Raw genomic sequence first — 26,216 nt, 5'->3', positions numbered from 1 at the left:
TTCTGCTAGGGATAGGCCGCTTAGTCGAGCTTGGCCGCGGGTGGCTGTAACGGTGATTGGCCTTCCACCAGCGGCGCAATGGTTTTGGCTTCCGGATCGACGGGCACCATTCTGTATTCCTGGCCCTGGATGTTCTTGAGGTAAACCTCCATCTGCCGGAACGAGATGTTGATGTGCTGTTTCTTGAACTCGCGATTGATGAAGCGGTTGACCTCATCAAGCACCGGGTTACGGTCGCCAAGGTCGCGCACATGCATACGCAACTCGTGGTCGAGGGTGCTTTCGCCGAAGTTCAGGAAGTACACGTGGGGTTCGGGATCCTTCAGCACACGTGGGTTTTCACGTGCAGCCTTGAGCAGCAACTCCTTGACCAGGTCCAGGTCCGAGCCGTAATCGACACCGAGCTTGAGGGTCACTCGGGTGATGGTGTCGGTCAGGGACCAGTTGATCAGTTGTCCTGTAATGAACGTCTTGTTCGGGACGATGATGTCCTTGCGGTCGAAGTCGGTGATGGTCGTGGCGCGGATGCGGATCTTGCTCACCGTACCGGACAGGTTACCAATGGTGATGGTGTCGCCAATCCGCACCGGACGTTCGAACAGGATCATGATCCCGGAGATGAAATTCGCGAAGATTTCCTGCATCCCGAAGCCGAGACCCACTGACAGCGCCGCCACCAGCCATTGCAACTTGTCCCAGCTCACGCCGAGTGTCGACAAGGTCGAGACGAAGCCGATGCCAGCGATCACGTAGGACAGCAAGGTGGTGGTGGCATAGGCGCTGCCCTGAGCCAGGTTCAGCTTCGACAGCACCAACACTTCCAGCAGCCCCGGCAAGTTGCGCGCGAGGGCGAAGGTGATGCCGATGATGATCAGCGCGCCGAGCATGTCGCCAATGCTGATCGGCACCATGCTCATGTTGGCGCCGGTGCCGCTGGTGTATTCGTAGAGGGTGACGTTATCCAGGTACGAGAACACAGAGATCAGGTCCGACCAGACCCAGTACAACGCCGCGATGAAACCGCCAAGCAGTGCCAGGCGGATCAGGCGCAGGGACTGTTCGTTGACCTTCTCGATGTCCAGGGTTGGCTCTTCGATCACCGCTTCACCGTCACCGGCCTCTTTCGCAGCCTGACGTTTGGCCAGGGCGCGCTGGTAGGCCAAACGGCGTGCCGCAACGCTGAGGCCGCGTACGAAGGTGGCTTCGATCACCAGCCAGAACATCAGCAGGTAAAGGGTGTTGATCAACCGGTCGCTGAGCTTCAGCGCGGTGTAGTAATAGCCGAAGCACACCGCCACAAACAGCGCGACAGGCAGGACGGTGAACATGATCCCCACTGCCTTGCGGAACAGCGAAGCGTTCTGGTGAGTCGGGCTGCTGACCAGCAGGCGGCTGAGCAGCCAGGCCATCAACGCGTAGCAGGTCAGTACCACCGGCATGCCGAGTACGTCATCGGCCAGGGTCGCGGGTTGCAGCTCGGCGACCGCCACCACGGCGACCAACGCCATGACCACCAGCCCGAGTCGACGGACCCAGCCCTGCAGGAATTCGACCTGAGGTTTTTCCCAGCGGAAATGCAGTTCGGCCACGCCGCCCGGCGCGAGCACCCGATAAGCGGTGTAGAACACCAGCCACGCCTGGGCCATTTGCAGCAGCGCTGCGCCCATGTTCGCGTTCTGTCCGCGGGCGTCGATTTGCAAGGCCAGGCCACACAAGGCCAGGCCCAGTGAGACCGGCATCGCCAGCAGAATGTTGATCAGGATTGCCTGCGGCGTGTGCCACTGGCTGTCGCGCTTGAAGTGGCCGATGTCCTGGTGAACCTTGCTCAGTCGGGCATACAGGCTTTTGCGTCGCCACAGCAGGGCACCGATCAACAGTGCCAGGGGCAGGAACAGCAGCGGCCGTTGGGTCAGGCCGTCACTTAATTCGCTCAGGCTGGAAGCCCACGGCAGCGTGGTGACCTGACGTTCCAGACGCTCCGGCACGGCGCGCATCCATTCCAGGTCCAGCGGCTTGTTGCTGGGAATCCAGAACATCTGCTCATCGAGGGTCGCCCGCAGGCTTTGCGCGGTGCTGAGCAGTTGTTTCTGATTGAGTTGCAACGTGATGGATTCGTTGAGCACCGCGCTGAGTTCGCGGTTCAGCCGCTCCAGCAGGTCGGCGCGGGTCGTGGCCAGTTCCAGCAGGCTCTTGCGCAGTTGCGGGGTGACTTGCTCGGGAGGCTGAGTCGACAGCAGGTTATCGACGTAGGCCGCCGGGTTGCTGAGCAGTTCCCGTTGCTGGCTGACTTCGAATTGATAGAGGCGAATGTCGGCGATCTGGTCGGCCAGGTCACGGTCGAGCCTGAGGCGTGGCAGAGACTGTTTCTGTTTGTAGAGAATCTTGGAGAGCAGCAGGCTGCCCTTGAGCACGTTGATTTGCTCGTCCAGCGCCGAATCGCTCTGGGTCACGTTGTCCAGCTGCTGCTTGGTCTGCAGGTTCTGCTGGGTGACTTCGTTGAGGCGGTCCGTACTTTTGAGCAGGTAGTCCGAAAGCTTCAGGTTCGCCGCGCTTTCGGTAGCCAGCAGGCTGCTGCCGCCGGACTTCTGCGCTTCGATGGATTGCTGCGTCACCGTCTCTTGTGACTGGGCCAGGCGCTTCTGGTTGATCAGGGTTTGCAGCTCCTGGATTTCCTGATCCAGGCGATCGGATTTTTCCGAGAGCAAGTCATGTTGGCTGTTACCCAAGTCCTGCAACTGGTTGTTGCCGGCCAGTTCCTGGCGACGCAACGGGATCAGGGCGTTCAGTGCCGCGAGTTCAGCGTTGAGCAGGTCGCGTTGCTCAGAGGTCAAGGTCTTGCCGGCGTCCTTGCCGATCTTGAGGATGTTGTTGATCTGCTGGATGCGAGTCTGGCTGGCAGAAATTTCGGCCTGTGCGCGCTCTGGGCGGGTCTGGGCAGTAATCACCAGACTGTTGGCCTCGGCCAGGGCTTTCTGCAGATCGCTTTGCTGGGTGGAGCGCTCGGTGAGCATTTGCTCCAGCTGCTGAATAGGCTCTTTGGCATAGCGCTGCGGTACTGGCAGCACTTTGGTGGCTTTAAGCTTGGTCAGTTCTCGCTGGTTCTCGATGTTCTGCTTCGGGGCGTTGGCCAGTTGCTGCTTGAGATCGGCCAGTTTCTGCTCGTAATCACGTTGGTTGTTGAGCTGTGTCAGCGTGTTTTGGAGGATGCTCTGCAGGGCTTTCTGATCGGCTTCCGGCAATTTGCGGTCGGCGATCTTGTCCAGGTTCGCCTGCACGGCTTCGCTGGACGGCGGTTCGGCCGCTTGCAATGTACCGACAGTAAGACTCAAGCCCAGCAGGGCCGTGATGATAAACGTGCGCAGGGTTGACATAGAGACCGATCGAAAGCGAGACGAAGTGTGGAGTTTAGAGGAACAAGCCCGGACCGGGGCGACTTCCTTCGGGGAATCTGACGCCCACTTTACCGATCTTGTTCCCTTCCATGACTGCGACGGTCCAAATGGTGTTGTTCCACTCCACCTGGTCACCGACTACGGGTGCACCGCCCACTTTCTGGGCAATGAAATGACCGAGCGACATGTCCGGATCGATGCCTTCCACTTTCAACCCGTAAAGCGCCGCAACCGCAGCCAACTGGGCGTCTCCTTCGAGTACGAAGTCGCCGAAGAAACGCAAATCGAGGCCCCGTTGCGGTGCCTGACTGAAGAGTTTTCCGAGGGCCGGAAGGTTGTGTTCATGGCCGATTACGCACAGCAAATCGTCGACTTCGAGCACCGTACTACCCGACGGATGGAGCAGTTGCTGGCGACGAAACAGTGCTGCAATCCGAGTGCCTTCGGGCATTTTCAGTTCGCGAAGGGGCGAGCCGATGCACCATTTCTCGGCACCGAGGCGATAAACGAACAGCTCCCACTCACTGGTGACGTGCACTTCCAGGGCTGCGCGGGAGATCGGCGCCGGCTCTGGCGGAACGGTCACTTTCAAAAGCTTCGCCACCCACGGCAGGCTCGTGCCCTGCACCAGCAGCGACACCAATACGATAAAGAAGGCGAGGTTGAAATACAGCTGGGCGTTGGGCAGGCCGGCCATCAGCGGGAACACCGCCAGAATGATCGGGACCGCGCCGCGTAACCCGACCCAGGAAATGAACGCCTTCTCGCGCCCATGGAACGCCTTGAACGGCAGCAGGCCGACGATCACCGACAACGGCCGCGCAAACAGAATCATCCACAGCGCCAGGCCCAGGGCGGGCAGGGCAATCGGCAACAAGTCGTGGGGCGTTACCAGCAGCCCCAGTACCAGGAACATGCCGATTTGCGCCAGCCAGGCCATGCCATCGAGCATGTGCAAAATGCCGTGGCGGCTGCGCACCGGGCGGTTGCCGATGACCAGGCCGCACAGGTAAACCGCCAAAAAGCCGCTGCCGTGCAAGGCGTTGGTCAGGGCAAACACAACCAGTCCGCCAGCAATCACCAGGATCGGATACAGGCCGGTGGCCAAGTGGATACGGTTGACCAGTTGCAGCATGACCCAGCCGCCGCCCAGGCCGATGACAGCACCGATGCCGAACTCACGCATCAAGTGCCCGAGCAGGCTCCAATGCAGGCCGGTCTGGCCGCTGGCGAGCATGTCGATCAGGGTCACGGTGAGGAACACCGCCATCGGGTCGTTGCTGCCGGACTCGATCTCGAGGCTGGCGGTCACCCGTTCGTTCAGGCCTTTGCCGCCGAGCAGCGAGAATACCGCCGCGGCGTCGGTGGAGCCGACGATAGCGCCGATCAGCAGGCCCTGAATCAGGTTCAGGTTGAACAGCCACGCGGCTGCCATGCCGGTCAGCCCGGTGGTGATCAACACCCCGACCGTCGCCAGCGACAGCGCCGGCCATAATGCCACGCGGAAGCTGGAAACCCGGGTGCGCAAGCCGCCGTCGAGCAGGATGACGGCCAGGGCGAGGTTGCCGACCAGATAAGCCGTTGGGTAGTTATCGAAAATAATGCCAGCGCCGTCGACGCCGGCCGACATGCCCACCGCGAGGATGATCACCAGAATCGGGATACCGAGGCGCGATGAAAGTGAGCTCACCAGAATGCTTGCACCTACCAGCAACGCGCCGATCAAGAACAGGCTGTTGATGGTCGTCGCATTCAAAGGCAGTACTCCAGAAAGCTGAAAGGCGGGCGCAAACTGACCATGCAGTCTGCGTGCCAGCGATTCTAACCTGTTGAAATGTGATGCTGTCAAAAAGCTTTTTTGACAGTGCGTGGCCTGGATTTTTGTTCGACTTGCAACCGACCCCTCACCCTAACCCTCTCCCCAGAGGGGCGAGGGGACTGACTGAGTTGTTCTCTCGTGCTACATCGACCTGAGATATCGAGCCGAACTCAAGTTTGAAAGGATTGAAGATCTGCTCCCTTTCCCCCTCTCCCCCGTGGGGAGAGGGCTGGGGTGAGGGGTGGCTCTTGAAAGCACCCCCAAATCCCGATCAGAGGCTAAACCGCCCAACCATATTGTTCAGGTCCAACGCCAACCGCGACAACTCATTGCTGGCAGCGCTCGTCTGGTTGGCACCCGTGGCCGATTGAACCGACAGATCACGAATGTTCACCAGGTTGCGATCCACTTCGCGGGCCACCTGTGCCTGCTCTTCGGCAGCGCTGGCGATCACCAGGTTGCGTTCGTTGATTTCGACGATCGCGCTATTAATAGTGTCCAGCGACATGCCTGCACCACGGGCGATGTTCAAGGTCGACTCAGCACGCTCGGTGCTGTTGCGCATCGAATCCACTGCGTGTTCGGTACCGCTCTGGATGCTGCCGATCATGCGTTCGATTTCGCTGGTCGACTGCTGGGTACGGTGGGCCAGGGCACGCACTTCGTCCGCTACCACGGCGAAACCACGACCGGCCTCACCGGCACGGGCCGCTTCGATTGCCGCGTTCAATGCCAGCAAGTTGGTCTGATCAGCCAGACCGCGAATCACGTCCAGCACTTTGCCGATGTCACGGGACTCGTTGGCCAGGTCGCCAATCAGGGTCGCGGTGCTCTGCACATCGGCGCTCATACGTTCGATGGCGCTAACGGTTTCCTGCACCAGGTCACGGCCATCACCGGCGGAGGTGGTGGCATTTTTCGAGGCTTCGGACGTGCTGACGGCATTGCGCGCGACTTCTTCCACGGCGCTGGTCATTTCGTTGACCGCGGTGGCGGCCTGCTCGATTTCGTTGTTCTGCTGGGTCAGGCCGCGAGCGCTTTCGTCGGTGACACTGTTGAGCTCTTCAGCGGCGGACGCCAGTTGCGTGGCGGAACCGGAAATCCGTTGCAGGGTGTCGCGCAGCTTGTCCTGCATCTTCGACATGGCCAGCAGCAAGCGGCCGGCTTCGTCTTCTCCATCGACATGGATCGGGCGCGTCAGGTTGCCTTCGGCAATTTCTTCGGCAGCGCTCAGGGCGTTGGCGATCGGCTTGGTGATGCTGTTGGTCAGCAACCAGGCGAAAAGCAGGGTCAGGCCGGTCGCGATCACTAGCAGGGTGACCACCAGGTTGAAGGCCGAGGCGTATTGGTCGGCCGCTTGCTGATTGGTGTCGAGGGTCTGCTGAGTGTTGATCTCCAGAAGGCGGTTCAACACGGCATTCACCGCTTCGGAGTTGGTCAGCAAATCGGTGTTGAGCAGGGTGCGCAGCTCATCGACCTGATTGTTGCGCGACAGGGTCTTCATGCGGTCTTCGATCTGACGGTACTGGCCGAGCAACTGCACGTACTGGTCGTAGGCCGAACGTTCCTGCGGGTTGGTGATCAGTTTTTCGTAAATCGCCTGAGCGGCGCGAATCTGCTGATTGCGGGTTTCCAGCAGTTCCATGGTCTTTTGCTGTACGTCTGGCTCGCGGTTCACCAGCAAACGGTAGGACAGCACGCGCAGGCGCAAGGTGAGTTGCGTGAACTCGTCGAGGCTCTTGATGCTCGGCACGCTGCTTGAGGTGATCTCCTCGGTGGCACCGCGAATCTTGCTCATCTGGTTCAAGGCAAACACACCCAGAATCAGCATCAGGCCGCCAATCAGGGCAAAACCGAGGAACGCCCGTGGCGCGATATTCATATTACGAAGGGACATGGTGTTTACCGAAAAGAGCGCATCCGTGCGGCGCTGAGACTGACGTATGGGTGACTTATCGGTCATACGACTAAAGTCTTGAGGCCCTGCGCGTATTTGTCGCATAAAGGCTCCGGCGACGAAGTGCAGGAACCAGATCCGCCAATCACAGTCTTTAAAGTTCGCGAGGAAGGTCGTCCGCCAGGAAAATCAAGGCCTTGCGCCCCAATAACCCTGGCATCCGTGGTGACTTTTCTTTATCGTACGCGCCCTTTGAAAATGCTTGGAAAATCAAAATGTTGGAAGCATCCCTAAGCCAATTGGAACAGCTGGTCAGCGACCTGGTGCAACAGAACCAGACCCTGCTCGGCACTAACCAAACCCTGAGCGCAGAACTGGCCCAGGCCAAGGATGAAAACGAAAGCCTGCAGCTGAGCCTGATGGAACAGGAAGAGAAACAAGGTGCCACCGCTGCACGTATCCAGGCCCTGGTTGAGCGCGTCAGCGCCGGCCCAGTCAGCGCATGAGTCACGGCGCCGCAGGGGTAAAAGTCGTCTCGATCCTGGGGGAGGACTATTCGATCAAGGCGCCGGCCGGGGAAGAGCAAACCCTGCTGGACGCCGCGTTAATGCTGAAGGCTGCCCTGGCCGACACCAAAAGGAAGTACCCGACGCTGATCGGTGACCGCTTGCTGGTGCTGGCCGCGATGAATCTGTGCTCCCAGCAGATCGAAATGCAGAAACAGCACAAGCAGGAACTCGACCGTTACCAAGAGCAAGTCAGCGCCACGGTTGAAGTGATCTCCAAGACGATCAATCAGGCCTGATCGGCTTTGCGCACAACCAAAGAATAAATTGTCGATTGCGTTGTATACAATCGGCACGGCTGTTGCAGTGTTTCAGCCTCTTATTCTTTGGGGGTGCTCCATGCAGTTCTGGCGACGCAGTATTCAATGGCAGTTGATCCTGAGCATGGGCACCGCCCTGCTGGTCAGTATTCTGATCGTGGTTGGCATTTATACCCTCGTGGTCAACCGCCTCGCCGAGCGCTATCTGGTCGAACAAGCGCTGCCGTCCAGCATCGAAGCGATGCGCAACGACATCGAGCGAATCCTCGTTCAACCCCTCACCGCCGCCAAGGACATCGCCAGCAACAGCATGGTGCGCGACTGGCTGGCCGGGGGTGAAAACAGTGCTCAGACCAACACCTTCGTTACCTATCTGGAAGGCATCCGCGCCGAGCACAAAGCCTTTACCGCGCTGATCGTCGGCACAGCTTCAAACCACTACTTCAACGAAAAAGGCCTGGACCGGACCCTCAGCCGCTCCAACCCCAAAGACGCCTGGTTCTACTCGTTCCTCGACAGCAACCAGCCGCGCACCCTCAATATCGACAATGACACCGCGACCGGAGAGTTGGCGCTGTTCATCGACCTCAAAGTAGAGCAGGCCGGCAAAGTCGTGGGCGTTGCCGGGCTTGGCCTGAGCATGAAAGAGCTGTCGGAGCTGATCCACAACTTCAACTTCGGTGAGCGCGGCAAGGTCTATCTCGTGCGTTCCGACGGTTTGATCCAGGTTCACCCCGAAGCGCAGTTCAGCGGCAAACGCTCCTTGGCCGAACAGATTGGCGCCCCGGCAGCGCAAGCCGTCATGGGCCAACAAGCGGCCACCCACAGCAGCTTCGATCGCGATGGCGAAGATTTCCTGGCATTGAGCCTGCCGTTGCGGGACTTGGGTTGGACCCTGGTGGCCGAAGTGCCGCAGTCGCAGATCTACGCCGAAGCCCGCCGCGCGATGTGGATGAGCAGCGGTATCGGCCTGGCGGTGGCGCTGATTTGCCTGATGTTGGTGGTGTTGTTGGCCCGTGGATTGGTGCGGCCGATCCGTCAGGTAACAGCGGCATTGGTAGCTATCGGTAGCGGTGGTGGAGATTTGACCCACAGGTTAGATTCCAGTCGCGCCGATGAACTGGGTGACCTTGCTCGCGGCTTCAATCGATTCCTGGAAAGCCAGCGCGACATGATCGGCGAAGTGCTGACCACCAGCGAGCGTTTACGCACGGCCGTCGGCCAGGTGGCGCGGGTGGTGGACAACACCGCAGAGCGTTCCGGTCGGCAGCAGGAAATGACCGACATGGTCGCCACCGCCGTCCACGAAATGGGCCTGACCGTGCAGGAAATCGCCCAGAATGCCGGCACCGCTGCGCTGGCTTCACAAACTGCCCGCGATGAGGCGATGCAGGCGCGGGAAGTGGTGGGCGGGTCGATCCGGCATATTGAAAGCATGTCCGATGAGATTGGTCTCGCGGCCAGTGCGGTGGGCGAGTTGGCCCATCAGGTGGCATCCATCGATCAGGTGCTGGCAGTGATTCGCGGGATTTCCGAGCAGACCAACTTGCTGGCGCTCAACGCGGCCATCGAAGCGGCGCGGGCCGGGGACATGGGGCGTGGGTTTGCGGTAGTCGCGGATGAGGTGCGGACGTTGGCGCGGCGGACGCAGTCGTCGACTGACGAGATTCAGCAGATGATTGGCAGCCTCAAGCAAGGCGCGGAGAACGCAGTGTCGTCGATGCATTCCGGGCAAGCGGCGACCGGCACGGGTGTCGAATCGAGCCAGCGCACCGGGGCGTCCTTGACGGCGATTACCGGACAGGTCGAGCGCATCAGCGACATGAACCATCAGGTGGCGGCGGCGACGGAAGAGCAGTCGGCGGTGACGGAAGAAATCAACCGGAACGTGCAGGGGATTTCTGATCTGGCCCATGCCACCGCCGGGGAGGTCAGGGCTTGCCGCGAGGATTGTCAGACATTGCAGCGGTTGGCGGATGATTTGGCGCGGCAGATGGGTAGCTTCAAGCTGAGCTGACGCCATCGCGAGCAGGCTCACTCCTACATTGAGAAATGTGTTCAGCACAGAACTACTGTAGGAGTGAGCCTGCTCGCGATTAGCCTTCAGCAACACCAAAAATGCAGGATCAGAACCACTCATCCTGCATTGTCAGGCACACATCATCCCGAGCCTCAAGAATCGCCAGTTCATGGTGGCAACCCGGCACTTCCCACGTCAGGAAATATCGCGCCGCCTGCAGCTTGCCTCTATAGAAGCTCACATCCGCCACATTCCCTTTGGCCAGCCCTTCCTCAGCGCGAATCGCCTGCTCCAGCCAGCGCCAGCCAATCACCGTGTGCCCGAACACTTTCAAATACAGCGCCGAATTCGCCAGGCTGCTGTTGACCTTGCCTTGCCCCAAATCCGTCAGCAAACCAATGGTCACGGTTTGCAGACGCGCCACCAATTTCTCCAACGGCTCACGCAGCGCGGTTAACGATTCATACGCTTGAGCGCGCTCGGCGGTATCGGCAATCAGACGGATCAATTGCTTGAGCCCCGCACCACCGTTCTGCGCCAGTTTGCGGCCCAGCAAGTCCAGCGATTGAATGCCGTGAGTCCCTTCGTGAATCGGGTTCAGGCGGTTGTCGCGGTAATACTGTTCAACAGGGTACTCGCGGGTGTAGCCGTGGCCGCCGAGTATCTGGATCGCCAGTTCGTTAGCCTTCAGGCAAAACTCCGAGGGCCAGGATTTGACGATCGGTGTCAGCAAATCCAGTAACTCATGGGCTTGCTTGCGCTGGTCTTCAGTCTCCAGCGTCGTGGTGTCATCGAACAGCCGCGCGGCGTACAGCCCGAGGTCGAACGAACCTTCGACGTAGGCTTTCTGAGTCAGCAACATGCGTTTGACGTCGGCGTGCTGAATGATCGCCACCGGCGCAGTATTCGGATCCTTGCTGTCCGGCACGCGACCTTGCGGGCGCTCGCGGGCGTACTCAAGGGAATACAGATAACCGGCGTAACCGAGCATCACCGCGCCCATACCGACGCCGATCCGCGCCTCGTTCATCATCTGGAACATGTAGCTCAACCCATGGTGCGGCTTGCCCACCAGGTAGCCGACACACTCGCCGTTGTCGCCGAAGTTCAACGCGGTGGAGGTGGTGCCGCGCCAGCCCATCTTGTGAAACAAACCGGCCAGCAGCACATCGTTACGTTTGCCCAGACTGCCGTCATCGTTGACCAGAAACTTGGGCACGATGAACAGCGAAATACCCTTCACCCCGGCCGGTGCGTCCGGCAACTTGGCCAGCACCATGTGCACGATGTTTTCCGACAGCGGGTGATCACCGCCGGAGATGAAGATCTTGTTGCCCTTCAGACGATAGGTGCCGTCAGACGCAGGCTCTGCGCGGGTACGAATATCCGACAGCGACGAGCCGGCATGCGGTTCGGTCAGCGCCATGGTGCCGAAGAAGCGTCCGTCGATCATCGGTTGCAGGAAGCGCAGTTTCTGCTCCTCGGTGCCGAAACTTTCGATCAGGTTCGCCGCGCCCATGGTCAGGAACGGATAAGAGGTCGACGCCGCGTTGGCCGATTGAAAATGCGCAAAGCAGGCCTGGGACAACAGCGTAGGAAGTTGCATGCCGCCCGCATCGAAACTGCGTGCGGCGTTGAGGAAACCGGCTTCAAGGAAGGCATCCACCGCCGGTTTCACTTCTGGAATCAGAATCGCCTGACCGTCCTCATAGCGCGGCTCGTTCTCGTCGTTCTTGCGGTTGTGCGGGGCGAAGAACTTCTCGGCGATGTTGCGAGCGGTGCCGATGGCGGCATCGAAGGTCTCGCGATTGTGCTCGGCGAAACGCTCGCGCTGAGTCAGGCCTTCGGCATCGAGGACTTCATACAGCTCAAAAGCCAGATTGCGGGAACTGAGCAACGTCTCGGACATGGCGGCCTACCTTTTTTTGGAATGGACCGAGTCTAGGCGTGGGGAGGGCGGGGTGAACAGGATGATTGATGAGCGTGATGGTAGATCAGAGCACCGACTTACCAGACACCACAAAACGACTGTAGGAGTGAGCCTGCTCGCGATAGCGGAGTGTCATTCGACATATGTATTGGATGACACTCCGCTATCGCGAGCAGGCTCACTCCTACAGGGGTATTGCATACCGGGCGTCCGTTGCGGGCGCCCGGTCTTTTTGCGGTTTAGCCGATAGTCATCAGGCTGGCATTACCACCCGCAGCAGCAGTGTTAACGCTCAACGCCCGCTCGATAACCAGACGCTCCAGCGCGATGTTGGTCTCGCCTTGCGACAAGCCATGAACCCCAACAATCGCACCGGCACGCTTGGCCACTTGCTGGCACACCGCACGCAGCTGATCGGAATGGCCGTGATGCAGAGCCGCATCAAACAGCACTTCGTCCTTGCTCCAGTCGGAAACCAGCTTGATCTTCGCCTGAACTTCCTTCGGCAGTCGTGCGAACAATGCCTTGGTCAATTCAGCTTCCGGCCATACCGCCGAACCGCCGACGGCCAATACCGCCGCCAGTTGTGTCAGCAGATCGCCTTCGACTTCCGCCAGGCACAGCACGTGTTCGCGCGGCAGGATAGCGTAGCTGTTGCGCTCGCCGGTCGGGCCCGCCAGAACACGGGTGATCCCGCTTTGCGATTGCGCCGCGAACTGCACACACAGGGTGCTCAGGTCGGCAAACTTGTTGCTGTCGGCCCAGGCTTGCAGGGCTTTCAGCGGTTTGCTCATGGCATCACGCAGGCGAACGTCCGGTGCCACGATGGCATCACCGCGAGCGAAGGATTGTTCGATTGCATCGGTAGGACGCGTCGACAGCAGGCGGTACAGGTACAGCGGACCACCGGCCTTCGGACCGGTGCCCGACAGGCCTTCGCCACCGAACGGCTGCACGCCGACCACAGCACCCACGATGTTGCGGTTCACATAGACGTTACCGGCGTTGACGTTGTCGATCACCTTGGCGATGGTCTCGTCGATTCGAGTGTGCACGCCCAACGTCAGGCCGTAGCCGGAAGCGTTGATCTGACCGATCAGTTGATCGATGTCTTTGCGCTTGTAGCGAACCACGTGCAGCACCGGGCCGAAGATCTCACGTTGCAGCTCGTCGAAGCTTTCCAGCTCGATCAGGGTTGGCATCACGAAGGTGCCGCGTTTGACTTCTTCGGTGTTGGCGATTGCCACCTGGTACACGCTGCGACCTTTGTCGCGCATGCCCTGGATGTGCTTCTCGATACCGGCCTTGGCTTCAGCGTCGATCACCGGGCCGATGTCCACGGACAGGCGCTCCGGGTTGCCGAGACGGCATTCAGCCATGGCACCTTTGAGCATTTCGATGACACGGTCAGCGGAATCTTCCTGCAGGCACAGCACCCGCAGCGCCGAGCAACGTTGGCCGGCGCTGTCGAAGGCTGACGACACCACGTCGATCACAACTTGTTCGGTCAGTGCCGAAGAGTCGACGATCATCGCGTTCTGGCCGCCAGTTTCGGCGATCAGTGGAATCGGGCGACCCTGAGCATCCAGACGACCCGCGACGTTGCGCTGCAGCAGACGAGCCACTTCGGTGGAACCCGTGAACATCACGCCTTTAACCCGATCGTCACCGACCAGACGAGCGCCGACGGTTTCGCCACGGCCCGGCAACAGTTGCAGCACGCCTTCCGGAATCCCGGCTTCGAGCAGCAAACGCACGGCTTGAGCAGCCACCAGCGGGGTTTGTTCCGCAGGTTTGGCCAGTACCGGGTTACCGGCGGCCAATGCAGCAGCGACTTGGCCACTGAAGATCGCCAGCGGGAAGTTCCACGGGCTGATACACACAACCGGACCCAATGGGCGGTGGGCGTCGTTGGTGAAATCGTTGCGAGCCTGCACGGCGTAATAACGCAGGAAGTCCACGGCTTCACGCACTTCGGCAATGGCGTTGGCAAAGGTCTTGCCGGCTTCGCGAGCCAACAGGCCCATCAGCGGCTGGATCTCGCCTTCCATCAAATCGGCGGCACGTTCCAGAATCGCGGCACGCTCGGCGGGCGGAGTGGCCTGCCAGATCGGTGCAGCGTTCAGGGCGCACTGGATCGCGTTGTCGACGTCTTCGACGGTCGCTTCCTGTACATGGCCAACCACGTCACGCAGGTCGGACGGGTTCAAAACCGGCGCAGGTGTTTCGGTGCTGGAGGCGCAACCGAGCATCGGCGCAGCTTTCCAGTTGTTATGAGCGGTTGCCAGCAGGGCGCAGGACAGCGAAGCCAGACGATGTTCGTTGGCCATGTCGATGCCGCTGGAGTTGGCGCGCTCGGCGCCATAAAGATCACGCGGCAGCGGAATACGCGGGTGCGGCAGGCCGAAGCCGCCTTCCAGCGTCGCCATCTGCTCGATGCTGGCCACTGGATCGGCCACCAGCTCCTGAATCGAAATAGACTGGTCGGCGATGCGGTTGACGAACGAGGTGTTCGCGCCGTTTTCCAGCAGACGACGCACCAGGTACGCCAACAGTGTTTCGTGAGTGCCAACCGGTGCGTACACGCGGCACGGACGATTCAGTTTGCCTTCGGAAACTTTACCTACAACCTGTTCGTACAGCGGTTCGCCCATGCCGTGCAGGCACTGGAACTCGTACTGGCCGGGGTAATAGTTCTGACCGGCGATGTGGTAAATGGCCGACAGGGTGTGGGCGTTGTGCGTGGCGAATTGCGGGTAGATGACTTCCGGCACCGACAGCAGTTTGCGGGCGCAGGCGATGTAGGAAACGTCGGTGTACACCTTGCGGGTGTAGACCGGATAGCCTTCCAGGCCTTCGACTTGGGCGCGCTTGATTTCGCTGTCCCAGTACGCGCCTTTTACCAGGCGGATCATCAGGCGATGACGGCTGCGGCGAGCCAGGTCGATCACGTAGTCGATTACATACGGGCAACGCTTTTGATAAGCCTGGATCACGAAACCGATGCCGTTCCAGCCGGTCAGTTGCGGCTCGAAGCACAGGCGCTCCAGCAGATCCAGCGACAGCTCGAGGCGGTCGGCTTCTTCGGCATCGATGTTCAGGCCGATGTCGTATTGCTTGGCCAGCAGGGTCAGCGACAGCAAGCGCGGGTACAACTCGTCCATCACGCGCTCGTACTGGGCGCGGCTGTAACGCGGGTGCAGTGCCGACAGCTTGATCGAAATGCCCGGTCCTTCATAAATCCCGCGACCGTGGGACGCTTTGCCGATCGAGTGGATGGCTTGTTCGTACGAGGCCAGGTACTTCTGGGCGTCGTGCTCGGTGAGTGCGGCTTCACCCAGCATGTCGTAGGAATAGCGGAAACCTTTGGCTTCGAACTTGCTGGCGTTGGCCAGGGCTTCGGCGATGGTTTCGCCGGTCACGAACTGCTCGCCCATCAGGCGCATGGCCATGTCGACGCCCTTGCGGATCATCGGCTCGCCGCTCTTGCCGATGATGCGGCTCAAGGACGAAGTCAGGCCGGCTTCGTTGTGGGTGGCGACCAGTTTGCCGGTCAGCAGCAAGCCCCACGTGGCGGCGTTGACGAACAGCGACGGGCTGTTGCCCAAGTGCGGGTGCCAGTTGCCGGTGCTGATTTTGTCGCGGATCAGCGCGTCACGAGTTCCTTTGTCCGGGATCCGCAGCAGCGCTTCGGCCAGGCACATCAGCGCCACGCCTTCCTGGGACGACAAGGAAAATTCCTGCAACAGGCCCTGAACAATCCCGGCACGGCCGCCGGCGCTCTTCTGATTGCGCAATTTCTCGGCAATCGAGGCGGCGAGCTTGTTGGTGGCTTCGGCCATGGCGATCGGCAGGCGAGCCTGCTCGATCAGCATCGGCACCACTTCCGGCTCAGGGCGACGGTAAGCGGCGGTGATCGAAGCGCGCAGCACCGATTGCGGCAGGATGCTTTCAGCGAATTCCAGGAAGCACTGGTGCGCGTGGTCAGCGTGGACTTCGCCGGCGTCGTCAGCGTCTTTGCTGATCAAACCGCTCAGCTCGGTCAGGGTTGCACCACCCTCGAGTTTTTCCAGGTAATTGAAAATTGCCTGCTTGATCAGCCAGTGCGGCGTGCGATCAATCGAGGTCGCGGCAGCCTTGAGGCGCTCGCGGGTCGGGTCGTCAAGTTTGACCCCAAGGGTGGTGGTAGCCATATTTTTATCCTCATGTTTGCCACGACCGCGTGGCATCAGCTGGCGGCAAGATTAGCCGTGCAACCGTCGAGGTGCAACCGGGTGCAACCCTTTTTTTGTCGGAATTATAAGCAGCTCGTCAGGAATTAAATTCCGGTACGAACGTACCGCTCCTGCTTGGTGCTTTTACTTCTAGCAAACCGATGGAACTGCCCTAAAAGGGAGCAAAAACAGGCTTTTTTCAGGTAAATCCGACTAGGTGCAACTTATTCTCAAGAAACTGGTTGCACCTTATTTGCTTTGTTGAATAGCATTCGCGCCCAAGGTGCAACCGGTCAAAAAAGACAGGTGCACCGGCTGATGGCTTTCCTGGGGAAACATCAGTCATAAATGCGCGGGCCCCGTAATCGTCTGAACAAACGTTGTCGTTTGTCGGCGGTTTCACACTCTGCCGCTACATAAAAACAAAGCCAGGGCATCACTTAATGAGCGTAAGCAATCCAACACTGATCACGTTTGTGATCTACATCGCAGCAATGGTGCTGATCGGCTTCATGGCCTATCGCTCCACCAACAACCTTTCTGACTACATTCTGGGCGGTCGCAGCCTGGGCAGCGTCGTGACTGCATTGTCCGCCGGCGCCTCCGACATGAGCGGCTGGTTGTTGATGGGTCTGCCGGGCGCTATCTACATGTCCGGCCTGTCCGAAAGCTGGATCGCCATCGGCCTGATCATCGGTGCTTACCTGAACTGGCTGTTCGTCGCCGGCCGTCTGCGCGTGCAGACCGAGCACAACGGCGATGCGCTGACCCTGCCGGATTACTTCTCCAGCCGTTTCGAAGACAAAAGCGGCCTGCTGCGGATCATCTCTGCGGTCGTGATCCTGGTGTTCTTCACCATCTACTGCGCCTCCGGCATCGTGGCCGGCGCCCGTCTGTTCGAAAGCACCTTCGGCATGTCCTACGAGACTGCATTGTGGGCTGGCGCTGCGGCGACGATTGCCTACACCTTCGTCGGTGGTTTCCTGGCAGTGAGCTGGACTGACACCGTACAAGCCACGCTGATGATCTTCGCCCTGTTGCTGACGCCGATCATCGTGCTGCTGGCCACTGGCGGCATCGACACCACGTTCCTGGCGATCGAAGCACAAGATCCAAGCAACTTCGACATGCTGAAAAACACCACCTTCATCGGCGTGATTTCGCTGATGGGCTGGGGCCTGGGCTACTTCGGCCAGCCGCACATTCTGGCGCGTTTCATGGCGGCGGATTCGGTCAAGTCGATCGCTAACGCTCGCCGTATCTCCATGACCTGGATGATCCTGTGCCTGGGCGGCACCGTGGCTGTAGGCTTCTTCGGTATTGCCTACTTCTCGGCAAACCCTGCCGTGGCAATGCCAGTGAGCGAAAACCACGAACGTGTGTTCATCGAACTGGCCAAAATCCTGTTCAATCCATGGGTTGCCGGTGTACTGCTGTCGGCCATTCTGGCTGCTGTGATGAGCACCCTGAGCTGCCAACTGCTGGTGTGCTCGAGCGCCCTGACCGAAGACTTCTACAAAACCTTCCTGCGTAAAACCGCTTCCCAGGTTGAACTGGTCTGGGTCGGTCGTGCCATGGTGCTGCTGGTTGCCCTGATTGCTATCGGTCTGGCCGCTAACCCGGATAACCGTGTTCTGGGTCTGGTCAGCTACGCTTGGGCCGGTTTCGGCGCTGCGTTCGGTCCGGTAGTCCTGATCTCCGTGATCTGGAAAGACATGACCCGCGACGGCGCACTGGCCGGCATCCTGGTCGGCGCGATCACCGTGATCGTCTGGAAACACTTCGAACTGCTGGGTCTGTACGAAATCATCCCTGGTTTCATCTTCGCCAGCCTGGCGATCTACATCGTCAGCAAAATGGGTGAGCCGACTACCGGCATGCTTCAGCGCTTTGCAGCGGCCGAGAAAGATTTCCGCCTGAACAAGTGATGGGAATGAGCTGATGCTCTGACCTTTCGGCTACAACAAAACGGCCCGCTTCCTACTGGATGCGGGCCGTTTTTTTGCCTACGCAAATCTGGAATCTCTATTTGTCCCCTGTAGGAGTGAGCCGGCTCCGGGCGGCGTTCCGACGATAGCGCCAGGTCAGTCGACATCAATGTTGAATGATTAACCGCTATCGTCGGAACGCCGCCCGGAGCCGGCTCACTCCTACAGGGGGGGTGGTTTTGAAGGAGATGTCTGTAGCCAAACACACTGATTGTTGAAGGAGAAATCTCTAAAAAAGTAGGGCAAATCTGATTTCCCTGTCCCTCCCTCAACACCCCTTGTCGCTCATGCAGAATCGCCCGCCTTCATTCTGCAGAGACACATCGGATGTTCGCTCCTGCCAATCAACCGCGTTTCACGTTGACCATCGACGGCGTCCAGAATGAGCTCAAGGTGCTTGAGTTCACGGGCACGGAAGCCATCAGCCAGCCCTACCGTTTTGACCTGGAACTGGTCAGCGAACGGCCCGACATAGAGCTTGAAAGCCTCCTGCATCGTCAGGCGTTTCTGAGTTTTGATGAGCAGGGTTCCGGCATTCAGGGTCAGATTTTTCGCGTTGGCCAAAGCGATTCCGGGCAACGCCTGACGGGCTACCAAATCAGCCTCGTGCCGCGTCTGGCCTACCTCGGCCAGCGCATCAACCAGCGGATCTTCCAGCACAAAAGCGTGCCGGCGATCGTCGCGCAAATTCTCAAGGACCACGGCATCCAGCGTGATGCGTTCGAGTTTCGGCTCGGCAGCGATTACCCAGCGCGCGAGTACTGCGTGCAATTCGCCGAAAGCGATCTGGCATTCATCCAGCGGCTGTGTGCCGAGATCGGCATTCACTACCACTTTCAGCACAGCCTCGACGGACACCTGTTGGTGTTTGGGGATGACCAGACGGTTTTCCCTCGTCTGCCCGAGCCGACGCTATACCTGCCGGGTAGCGGAATGGCGGCGGATGCGCCGGCCATCAAACGTTTCAACGTGCGACTGGAAACCCGGACGACAGCGGTAACCCGTCGCGACTACGACTTCAAAAAACCTCACCTGCAACTTGAAAGCCGCTTCGACAGTGAGTTGCGACCGGTGCTCGAGGATTACCACTTCCCGGGCCAATTCACCGACCGCGAACACGGCAAACATCTGGCCCAGCGAGCACTCGAACGACACAACGCCGACTTCCGTCAGGCTGAAGGTCGTGGCGACGAATCGGCGTTGGTCAGCGGGCATTTCCTACACCTGGCCGAGCATCCGCGCCAGGCTTGGAATGACCTGTGGTTGATCACCGAAATCGAACACCGTGGCCGCCAACCGCAAGTGCTGGAAGAGTCAGTTACCAGCGACGGCCCGGATGATTTCCAGGGCTACCGCAATACCTTTCTGGCAACACCGTGGGACGTTTCGTTTCGCCCTCCACTCGGGCCGGAAAAACCACGCATGCTCGGCTATCAACCCGCCGTGGTCACCGGCCCGACCGACAGTGAAATCCATTGCGACGAGTTCGGTCGGGTCAAGGTTCAGCTCGCCTGGGACCGCGACGGTCAGCTCGATGAACATTCCAGTTGCTGGCTGCGCGTCGCCACCGGTTGGGCGCACGACCGTTATGGCAGCGTGATGATCCCGCGAGTCGGCATGGAAGTGCTGGTGGGATTCGTCGACGCCGATGCCGACAGACCGCTGGTGATGGGTTGCCTGCCAAACGCCGCATCCCCGGTGCCGCTCGATCTACCCGCTGACAAAACCCGCAGCATTTTCCGCAGCCAGAGCAGCCCCGGTGGTGGCGGTTACAACGAATTGCGCATCGAGGATCGCAAAGGTGCCGAGGAAATCTACCTGCGCGCCCAGCGAAACTGGACCCAGCACGTACTGAATGATCAACAGGTGCAGGTCGATAACGCCCGCAGCATCGTCGTCACCGGCACCGCTCGCCATGAGCTGAAGGCCGACGAGCAGCGCATCACCCATGGCCAGCGCCAGACCGAAGTGAAGCGGGATGATCACCTGGTGGTGGTCGGTGACCGACACATTCGCGTGACCAGTCAGGCGCTGAATGCCAGTCAGCAATTCCATGTCAGCGCCGGCCAGCAAGTGGTGATCGACGGCGGGGCCAGCGCGACGATTCAGGCGGGCGGGCAGTGGATCAACATCGGTCCCGGCGGGATCTTCAGCAGCGTGCCGATTCAGGTGGGCGGGGCGTTGATGCCGGCCATGGCGGCGGCACCTGCATCGCCGGACACACCCTTGAAACTCGTCGCCGCCCAGGCCGCGCTGCTGAGTGCCGCACAGATCCTGAGCCTGAAAAGCGACGCGCCGTTCTGTGAGGAATGTGAGCGCTGCAAGGACGGTATCTGTGCAGCCTGATGCCTTGTCACCCCACGTCTGGTTGGATCGCCAACCGCTCAAACCTTCCGAGCAGTTGTTCGCGGTTTTCAGCAACACGAGCGACGCTGAACCGTTCAAAGCCTGGCAGCGTTCGATCACAGCTCAAGCACCCAGTCCGATCTGGGCCGACACCGCTTACGCCGAGTGGGAACCGGTGATGCCCTATGTCGGAATCGTCGCTGCGGGCAGTGAGTTTCTGGAGTGGGTTGCCACCACTGAGTCTCGGGATTGGGGTTGGCTGGCGGTGGCTTCCGTCTCTCAAGACGTGCTGGTCGAGCACCTGCGCAGCCTCACTCAAGTCCTTTTGCCCAACGGTAATGCGGTGTTTTTCCGCTTCTGGGACGGGCGTTATTTGCTGCCGATTCTTCAGTCCATCGACGTTAACGCCATGCAGTTAATGCCTGTGATTGATCGCGTTTTGATCAATGGCCAGTCGCTCGACATCGGTGGCAGTGCGTTGAAAACCTCCAGGGTTTTTCCGTGGTGGGAAGTTTCCGAATCGCTGCTCAAACATCTCGCCAACGAGTCCGCAACAACCCGTATTAACAACTTGCTGATGTGGTTGAGCGAGGACCGACCTGATCTTTATGAGGCGTTTTCGGCGAGCGTATTGCGGCACAAGGTCGCGATCTTTCTGCAGGCGCCTGATCTGCCTCAAGCACCGAAATCAGCTTTGGTGGATTACTTGATAACGGAGCTGGACTGATGGATCAGATTGTACGGATCGAGCAGGAGCTCGACGGTTTCAAGGACACCCTTTCCCTCTACCGTGAACAGCTCAAGCACTGGTTCAGCCAAGCGGCGGACACGGCCAGCCGCGCCGCTGATTTGCCTTCGCTGATGGGCATGGAGCGGATCATAAAATTCGGCAATACCACCACTGCGGTGAGCAGTGGCGATGAGGACTTCTTTTCCAGTGTTGCGCAGTGTTCGGACAGCGGGACTCTGGAGATTGAGAGCAAGTTTGAATCGCTCTACGACATTCCGTTAGGGAACATTCAGGTCGATGTGATTGCCGTAGAGGGCGGCGAGACTAAGCCGGTCACGCTTGATCAATACGGTAAGGGACAATTCACCGGCGTTCCCGGGAAGTTTTATCGCGTTCATGTTCAGAGCGAAGTCACCCCGGAACAAGTCGATGAGCTTTTCTCCTCATACGACGGCCTGACCACGGAGTTGGAAGCCTGGCTACGCAATGAGTGGGAAGGGTTCAAGCCTCAGTGGTCGCAGTCAACTCTGACGGCTGGGGGTAACGGAACACTCGCGGGAAGTTGGGCTGCGATCATCGGTGTTTGGGACAGCGTCAGCCTCGTTTTTGACATCCTTAAAAATCCTGGCGATCACCTTGATCGACTCGGTAGTAGTGCTCAGCAACTCATCGATTTGGCACAGCAATCACCTGTTGCGATGGAGCAGGCCATGCTGCTAGCCAGCGATGAAGCGGCGCTTTGCCTGCTATTTCGCACCGCGAGTCTTTGGCTTTCGGCGCTACCGCCTAGCGAGACTGCTGGCAACTCAGCAGAGATCGCCAGCCATGTCATCGTCTCGTTACTGATCGATATTCTGATTGCTTTGGTGCTGACCTTGACGGTTGCCGGTATACCCGCAGCTGCCGCTTATCTGAAGCTTCGGGGACTTAAGTACGGGATGTTGCTGTCTGGTCTCGCGATGCGCTTCGTCAAGGCGACATTCAGCATCCTCAACTCCTTCATGACCTACGTCGACCGCTACAAAAAAGTCGCCGCACGCGGTGTTGCAGCGGGTCTGAAAAAAGGGCGCATGCATCTGCGCTGGGATGCCAAGCGCAATACCACGCTCAAGCAAAACGAACACCACGACAACGTCCCGGATCAGGCTAAAAACCCCAACGGTGACAGCGCCGATTCCGTTGATAAAACCGCCACCAACAAATGCCCGGTGTCGATGGTCACCGGCGAAGAACTGCTGACCCTCACCGACGGTTCGCTGGACGGCATCCTGCCATTCGACTTCACCCGGCTCTACCGCACCAGCGCCGCCGAAATCGACTGCGGCCTCGGTTTCGGCTGGAGTCACAGCCTCGCCCATCGACTGGAAATCGACGGCGAGACCGTCATCTGGATCGACCACGAAAACCGTCGGACCACGTTCCCGCTGCCAAACAGTGAACGCCCGGCGATCCACAACAGCCTGTCGCGGGCGGCTATTTATCTCGGCGATGAACCCGAAGAATTGATCCTCGCCCAGGCGGGTGACGACGCACGGTTCTATCACTTTCATAACGGTCGGTTGACGGCGATCAGCGACGCTTACGACAACCGCTTGCGCATCACCCGCGATCGACAAGTCCGCATCAAACGCCTCGACAACGGCGCCGGCCGTGCCTTGTTGTTGCGCTATGACCGCAGCCATTTGGTCGCCGTGGAGTATCAGCGCTTTCATCCGGCCGACACCCTCGACGAGGCCTGGCACACCGAACAGACGCTGGTCACGTATCACTACGACGAACGCGATCAACTGATCGAAGCCACCAACGCCGCCGGCGAAAGCGAGCGTTACGACTACGACGATCAGCACGTGATCCTGCAGCGGCAACTGACCGGTGGGGCGAGTTTCTTCTGGGAGTGGGAAAGGTCCGGCAAGGCTGCCCGATGTGTCCGACATTGGGCGTCGTTTTCGCAGATGGACACGCGTTACGTCTGGGATGACGAGGGCAGTGTCACCGTCCAGAACATTGATGGCAGTGAAGAGGTTTACGTCCACGACGACCGCGCACGGCTGGTGCGCAAGGTCGAGCTGGACGGCGGTGAGCACCTCAAGGCTTACGACGACAACGGTCGGCTGATTGCCGAGCAGGATCCGCTCGGCGCTGTCACCGAATACCGTTACGACGAAATCGGACGATTGGTTGCGCTGATTCCGCCGGAAGACGAGCCGACGGCCTACGAATATCGCAACGGTTTCCTGCACGCACGGTTTCGCGGCAAAGCCGTCTGGAAATATCAGCGCAACGCCCAGGGTGACATCACCGAAGCGATCGATCCTGACGGTCAAGTCACCCACTACCACTACGACGAAAAAGGTCAGCTGCTGTCGATCCGTTACCCGGACACCAGCCGGCAGGTGTTCGTCTGGAATGCCTTGGGGCAGTTGGTTGAGGAAACGCTGCCGGATGGTGGTGTGCGGCGGTTTTCCTACGACGCGCTGGGGCGGCAGATTACCCGTCAGGACGAACACGGCGCCGTTACCCAGTACCAATGGGATACCGTCGGCCGACTGATCCAGACGACGCTTCCCACAGGCGCCAGCCGCGCATTTAGCTACAACGCCTACGGCAAGATCACCGCCGAACGCGATGAGCAGGGCCGCGTCACTCGCTACGAATACGTCGACGACCTGCATCTTGTCAGCCGCCGGATCAATGCCGACGGCACCCAGCTGAAGTACCGCTACGACAACGCCCAGCTGTTGCTCACCGAGATCGAAAACGAATCCGGCGAAAAATATCTCCTGGACTACACGCCCAACGGCTTGATCCGACAGGAAACCGGATTCGACGGCCAACGCACGGCGTACGCCTACGACCTCAACGGCCAGTTGCTGGAGAAAATCGAGTTCGGCGACGACGGTTCGCGGTTGGTAACGGCGTATCAACGGGACTCGGCCGGACGGTTGCTGGTCAAAACCCTGCCCGACGGCATCAAGGTGGAATACCGCTACGACAGCCTCGGCCGGTTGGTCAGCGTCGATGACGGTCACGATCACCCGCTGGAATTCGAGTACGACCAGCAGGACCGCCTGATCAGCGAACACCAAGGCTGGGGCACGCTACGTTATGGCTACGACGCCTGCGGCCAACTCAATCGCCTGCGCCTGCCGGACAACAGCAAACTCGATTACCACCACGCCAAGGGTGGCGCGCTGACGGCCATTGACCTCAACGGCGCGCGACTCACCACTCATCAATTTGCCTTCGGTCGCGAGCAGCAACGCCAGCAGGGGCAACTGCTCAGCGAATATGCCTACGACGATCAGGGCCGATTGAAGGCCCATGCCGTCAGTCAACAGCACCAAGCGTTGTATCGCCGCGACTATGCCTACAGCACCAACGGCAACCTCGACTACATTGCCGACACACGACACGGCCAACGCAGCTACCAATACGATCCACTCGACCGCCTGATCCGCGTCCGACACTCCCGCGATCGACAACCGGAAAGCTTCGCCCACGACCCGGCGGGCAACCTGCTGATGCAGGATCGTCCCGGCGCCGCGACCGTCAAAGGCAACCGCCTGCTCATGCAAGGCGACCGCCACTACGACTACGACACCTTCGGCAACCTCATCCGCGAACGCCGCGGCACCGGGCAAAAACTTGTCACTGAATACCGCTACGACTGCCAGCATCGCTTGGTCGGCGTCACTTTGGCGGACGGAAGTTGCGCAAGTTACCGCTACGACGCCTTCGGCCGCCGTATCAGCAAAACCGTCGACGGTAAAACCACCGAGTTTTTCTGGCAAGGCGATAACCTCATCGCCGAAAGCAGCCGCGAGCACTACCGCAGCTACGTCTACGAACCCGGCAGCTTCCGCCCGTTAGCGATGCTCGACGGCAAAGGCCCGCGCAAGGCCTGCCCGTTCTACTACCAACTCGACCACTTGGGTACGCCGCAGGAACTGACGGATTACAGCGGCGAAATCGTCTGGTCGGCAAAGTACAACGCCTACGGCAAAGTCACGCACCTGGCGTTGGGCGGGGGCGAGCAACTTGAGCAACCGCTACGCTTTCAAGGGCAGTACTTCGACGCCGAGAGCGGTCTGCACTACAACCGGCATCGGTACTATGATCCAGAGATTGGCCGCTACCTGACGCCGGACCCGGTGAAGTTGGCGGGTGGGCTGAACCAGTATCAGTACACGCCAAATCCGACGGGGTGGGTTGATCCGTTGGGGTTGAGCGGGAATTGTCCGCCGCCGAATAAGCCCCGGTGTGGGGCGCCGGATGATGCGACTGGCGTTAGGGTTGAGGAGGGTGAGCCGGCCCAGCCGAACGCTTACACTCACTTTCCTGAAGATCCAAATGAGCTTACGGAAGCGTTAGGAGTCCAGCCCAAAGTTTCACAGACGCAACATGGAAGTCAAAGAATGGCGTGGCGACCTAACGCTGATACGATTATTAGATTTGAAAGTCATCCCGGAGATGCTGGGCAATTTAATGCAAGGCATCATGGTGAGCACTATCATTTGGAGCTTAAACCTAGTCACTTAAGCTGGAGTCAGGCGGATAAAAAGAAGGCTATTGTCAAAGTTAAGCCTGACGGCTATCAACTCGGTCACGGAACCGGCTTTGTTGCCGGTGAAAAACATCCAGGTACTTCAAAATGACTAAATTTCCAGTTTCAGACGGCACCATTGAAAAAATAACATGTGAGCGAGAGCGCATTTTTATAGAGTTTCTGGATTGGCAGGAAGAACGTTGGATAATTACATTTGAAAATGTTCTAGGTTTTAAGTCTGTTGGGGCATTGGGGGCGGAGGTGGCAGAGATGTTTGTGAAGGATGTAACCCCCTTGTCGCAGGAGCTTTCTGTGATAGACCCTTCGGGTGTCGGAGTTAACTATTGTTTTACTTGTGCTCGCGAGTGGAATGTTATTTTGATAATAGTAGCTGGCGAGTACACGGCTGAAAAATGTTCTTAAGATGTGAGAGTAAATAGATCTGTCCCGTTTTTTTTTACTGCGAATTAATTAAGCTGGCTCGGGTTTATGCAGGATATGGAGTGGT

At 59.2% G+C, this 26,216-nt stretch carries 13 protein-coding genes and 2 pseudogenes; 9 read left to right on the top strand and 6 right to left on the bottom strand.

Annotated features, from left to right (window positions below):
* Nucleotides 1-20: 20 nt before the first annotated feature.
* The 4 genes and pseudogenes from mscK to ABH912_RS18095 all read right to left on the bottom strand — a co-directional run.
* Nucleotides 21-3,371: a mechanosensitive channel MscK gene (mscK, locus tag ABH912_RS18110; RefSeq protein WP_033055421.1), complete on the bottom strand. Its 3,351-nt coding sequence runs from the start codon at nt 3,369-3,371 to the stop codon at nt 21-23.
* Between the two features lie 34 nt (nt 3,372-3,405).
* A complete protein-coding gene (locus tag ABH912_RS18105) occupies nt 3,406-5,148 on the bottom strand; it encodes a potassium/proton antiporter (RefSeq protein WP_033055423.1) in 1,743 nt (580 codons plus the stop codon).
* A gap of 334 nt (nt 5,149-5,482) precedes the next feature.
* Nucleotides 5,483-6,346, bottom strand: a complete 864-nt coding sequence (locus ABH912_RS18100) for a methyl-accepting chemotaxis protein (protein ID WP_371922129.1) — start codon at nt 6,344-6,346, stop codon at nt 5,483-5,485.
* Nucleotides 6,338-7,093: pseudogene (locus tag ABH912_RS18095) on the bottom strand (MCP four helix bundle domain-containing protein); the annotation flags it as partial. The pseudogene ABH912_RS18095 and the gene ABH912_RS18100, both read right to left, overlap by 9 nt.
* A gap of 290 nt (nt 7,094-7,383) precedes the next feature.
* Here ABH912_RS18095 and ABH912_RS18090 point away from each other — a divergent pair.
* The 4 genes and pseudogenes from ABH912_RS18090 to ABH912_RS18075 all read left to right on the top strand — a co-directional run bounded on the left by ABH912_RS18090 (nt 7,384) and on the right by ABH912_RS18075 (nt 9,951).
* A complete protein-coding gene (locus ABH912_RS18090; protein WP_008149645.1) occupies nt 7,384-7,614 on the top strand; it encodes a hypothetical protein in 231 nt (76 codons plus the stop codon).
* Nucleotides 7,611-7,913 carry a cell division protein ZapA gene (locus ABH912_RS18085; protein WP_046057038.1) on the top strand — a complete coding sequence of 101 codons (303 nt, stop codon included), beginning with the start codon at nt 7,611-7,613 and terminating at the stop codon, nt 7,911-7,913. Before ABH912_RS18090 ends, ABH912_RS18085 begins: the two co-directional genes overlap by 4 nt.
* A 100-nt stretch (nt 7,914-8,013) precedes the next feature.
* Nucleotides 8,014-9,084 (top strand): annotated as a pseudogene (locus tag ABH912_RS18080) (cache domain-containing protein); the annotation flags it as partial.
* 21 nt (nt 9,085-9,105) lie between these two features.
* The gene (locus tag ABH912_RS18075) at nt 9,106-9,951 is read left to right on the top strand and encodes a methyl-accepting chemotaxis protein (RefSeq protein WP_429513125.1); all 846 of its coding nucleotides are present in this window, start codon (nt 9,106-9,108) and stop codon (nt 9,949-9,951) included.
* Between the two features lie 109 nt (nt 9,952-10,060).
* Here the strand turns inward: ABH912_RS18075 and ABH912_RS18070 are convergent, their stop codons facing one another.
* On the bottom strand, nt 10,061-11,863 hold the full coding sequence (locus ABH912_RS18070; protein WP_429511296.1) for an acyl-CoA dehydrogenase: 1,803 nt from the start codon (nt 11,861-11,863) through the stop codon (nt 10,061-10,063).
* Between the two features lie 260 nt (nt 11,864-12,123).
* Nucleotides 12,124-16,077, bottom strand: a complete 3,954-nt coding sequence (putA, locus tag ABH912_RS18065; protein ID WP_033055430.1) for a trifunctional transcriptional regulator/proline dehydrogenase/L-glutamate gamma-semialdehyde dehydrogenase — start codon at nt 16,075-16,077, stop codon at nt 12,124-12,126.
* Nucleotides 16,078-16,541: 464 nt separating this feature from the next.
* Here putA and putP point away from each other — a divergent pair, with 464 nt between their 5' ends.
* The 5 genes from putP (at nt 16,542) to ABH912_RS18040 (ending at nt 26,131) form a co-directional block, all read left to right on the top strand.
* Nucleotides 16,542-18,026 (top strand): sodium/proline symporter PutP, encoded by a 1,485-nt coding sequence (gene putP / locus ABH912_RS18060; RefSeq protein ID WP_033055432.1) that lies wholly within the window; start codon nt 16,542-16,544, stop codon nt 18,024-18,026.
* Nucleotides 18,027-18,413: 387 nt separating this feature from the next.
* Nucleotides 18,414-20,432, top strand: coding sequence for a type VI secretion system tip protein VgrG (locus ABH912_RS18055; RefSeq protein WP_429511295.1), 2,019 nt, complete (start codon nt 18,414-18,416; stop codon nt 20,430-20,432).
* Nucleotides 20,422-21,159, top strand: coding sequence for a DUF4123 domain-containing protein (locus ABH912_RS18050; RefSeq protein ID WP_429511294.1), 738 nt, complete (start codon nt 20,422-20,424; stop codon nt 21,157-21,159). Before ABH912_RS18055 ends, ABH912_RS18050 begins: the two co-directional genes overlap by 11 nt.
* Nucleotides 21,159-25,817, top strand: coding sequence for an RHS repeat-associated core domain-containing protein (locus tag ABH912_RS18045; protein WP_429511293.1), 4,659 nt, complete (start codon nt 21,159-21,161; stop codon nt 25,815-25,817). Before ABH912_RS18050 ends, ABH912_RS18045 begins: the two co-directional genes overlap by 1 nt.
* Nucleotides 25,814-26,131 (top strand): hypothetical protein, encoded by a 318-nt coding sequence (locus ABH912_RS18040; RefSeq protein ID WP_033055441.1) that lies wholly within the window; start codon nt 25,814-25,816, stop codon nt 26,129-26,131. Before ABH912_RS18045 ends, ABH912_RS18040 begins: the two co-directional genes overlap by 4 nt.
* The last annotated feature ends 85 nt before the right edge of the window (nt 26,132-26,216 follow it).

Origin of the sequence: Pseudomonas sp. BT76 TE3572 (genome assembly GCF_050435365.1) — a bacterium.
Taxonomy (GTDB): domain Bacteria; phylum Pseudomonadota; class Gammaproteobacteria; order Pseudomonadales; family Pseudomonadaceae; genus Aquipseudomonas; species Aquipseudomonas fluorescens_W.
The sequence above is the reverse complement of the archived record's forward strand: the minus strand, read 5'-3'. Positions and strand labels throughout refer to the sequence as shown.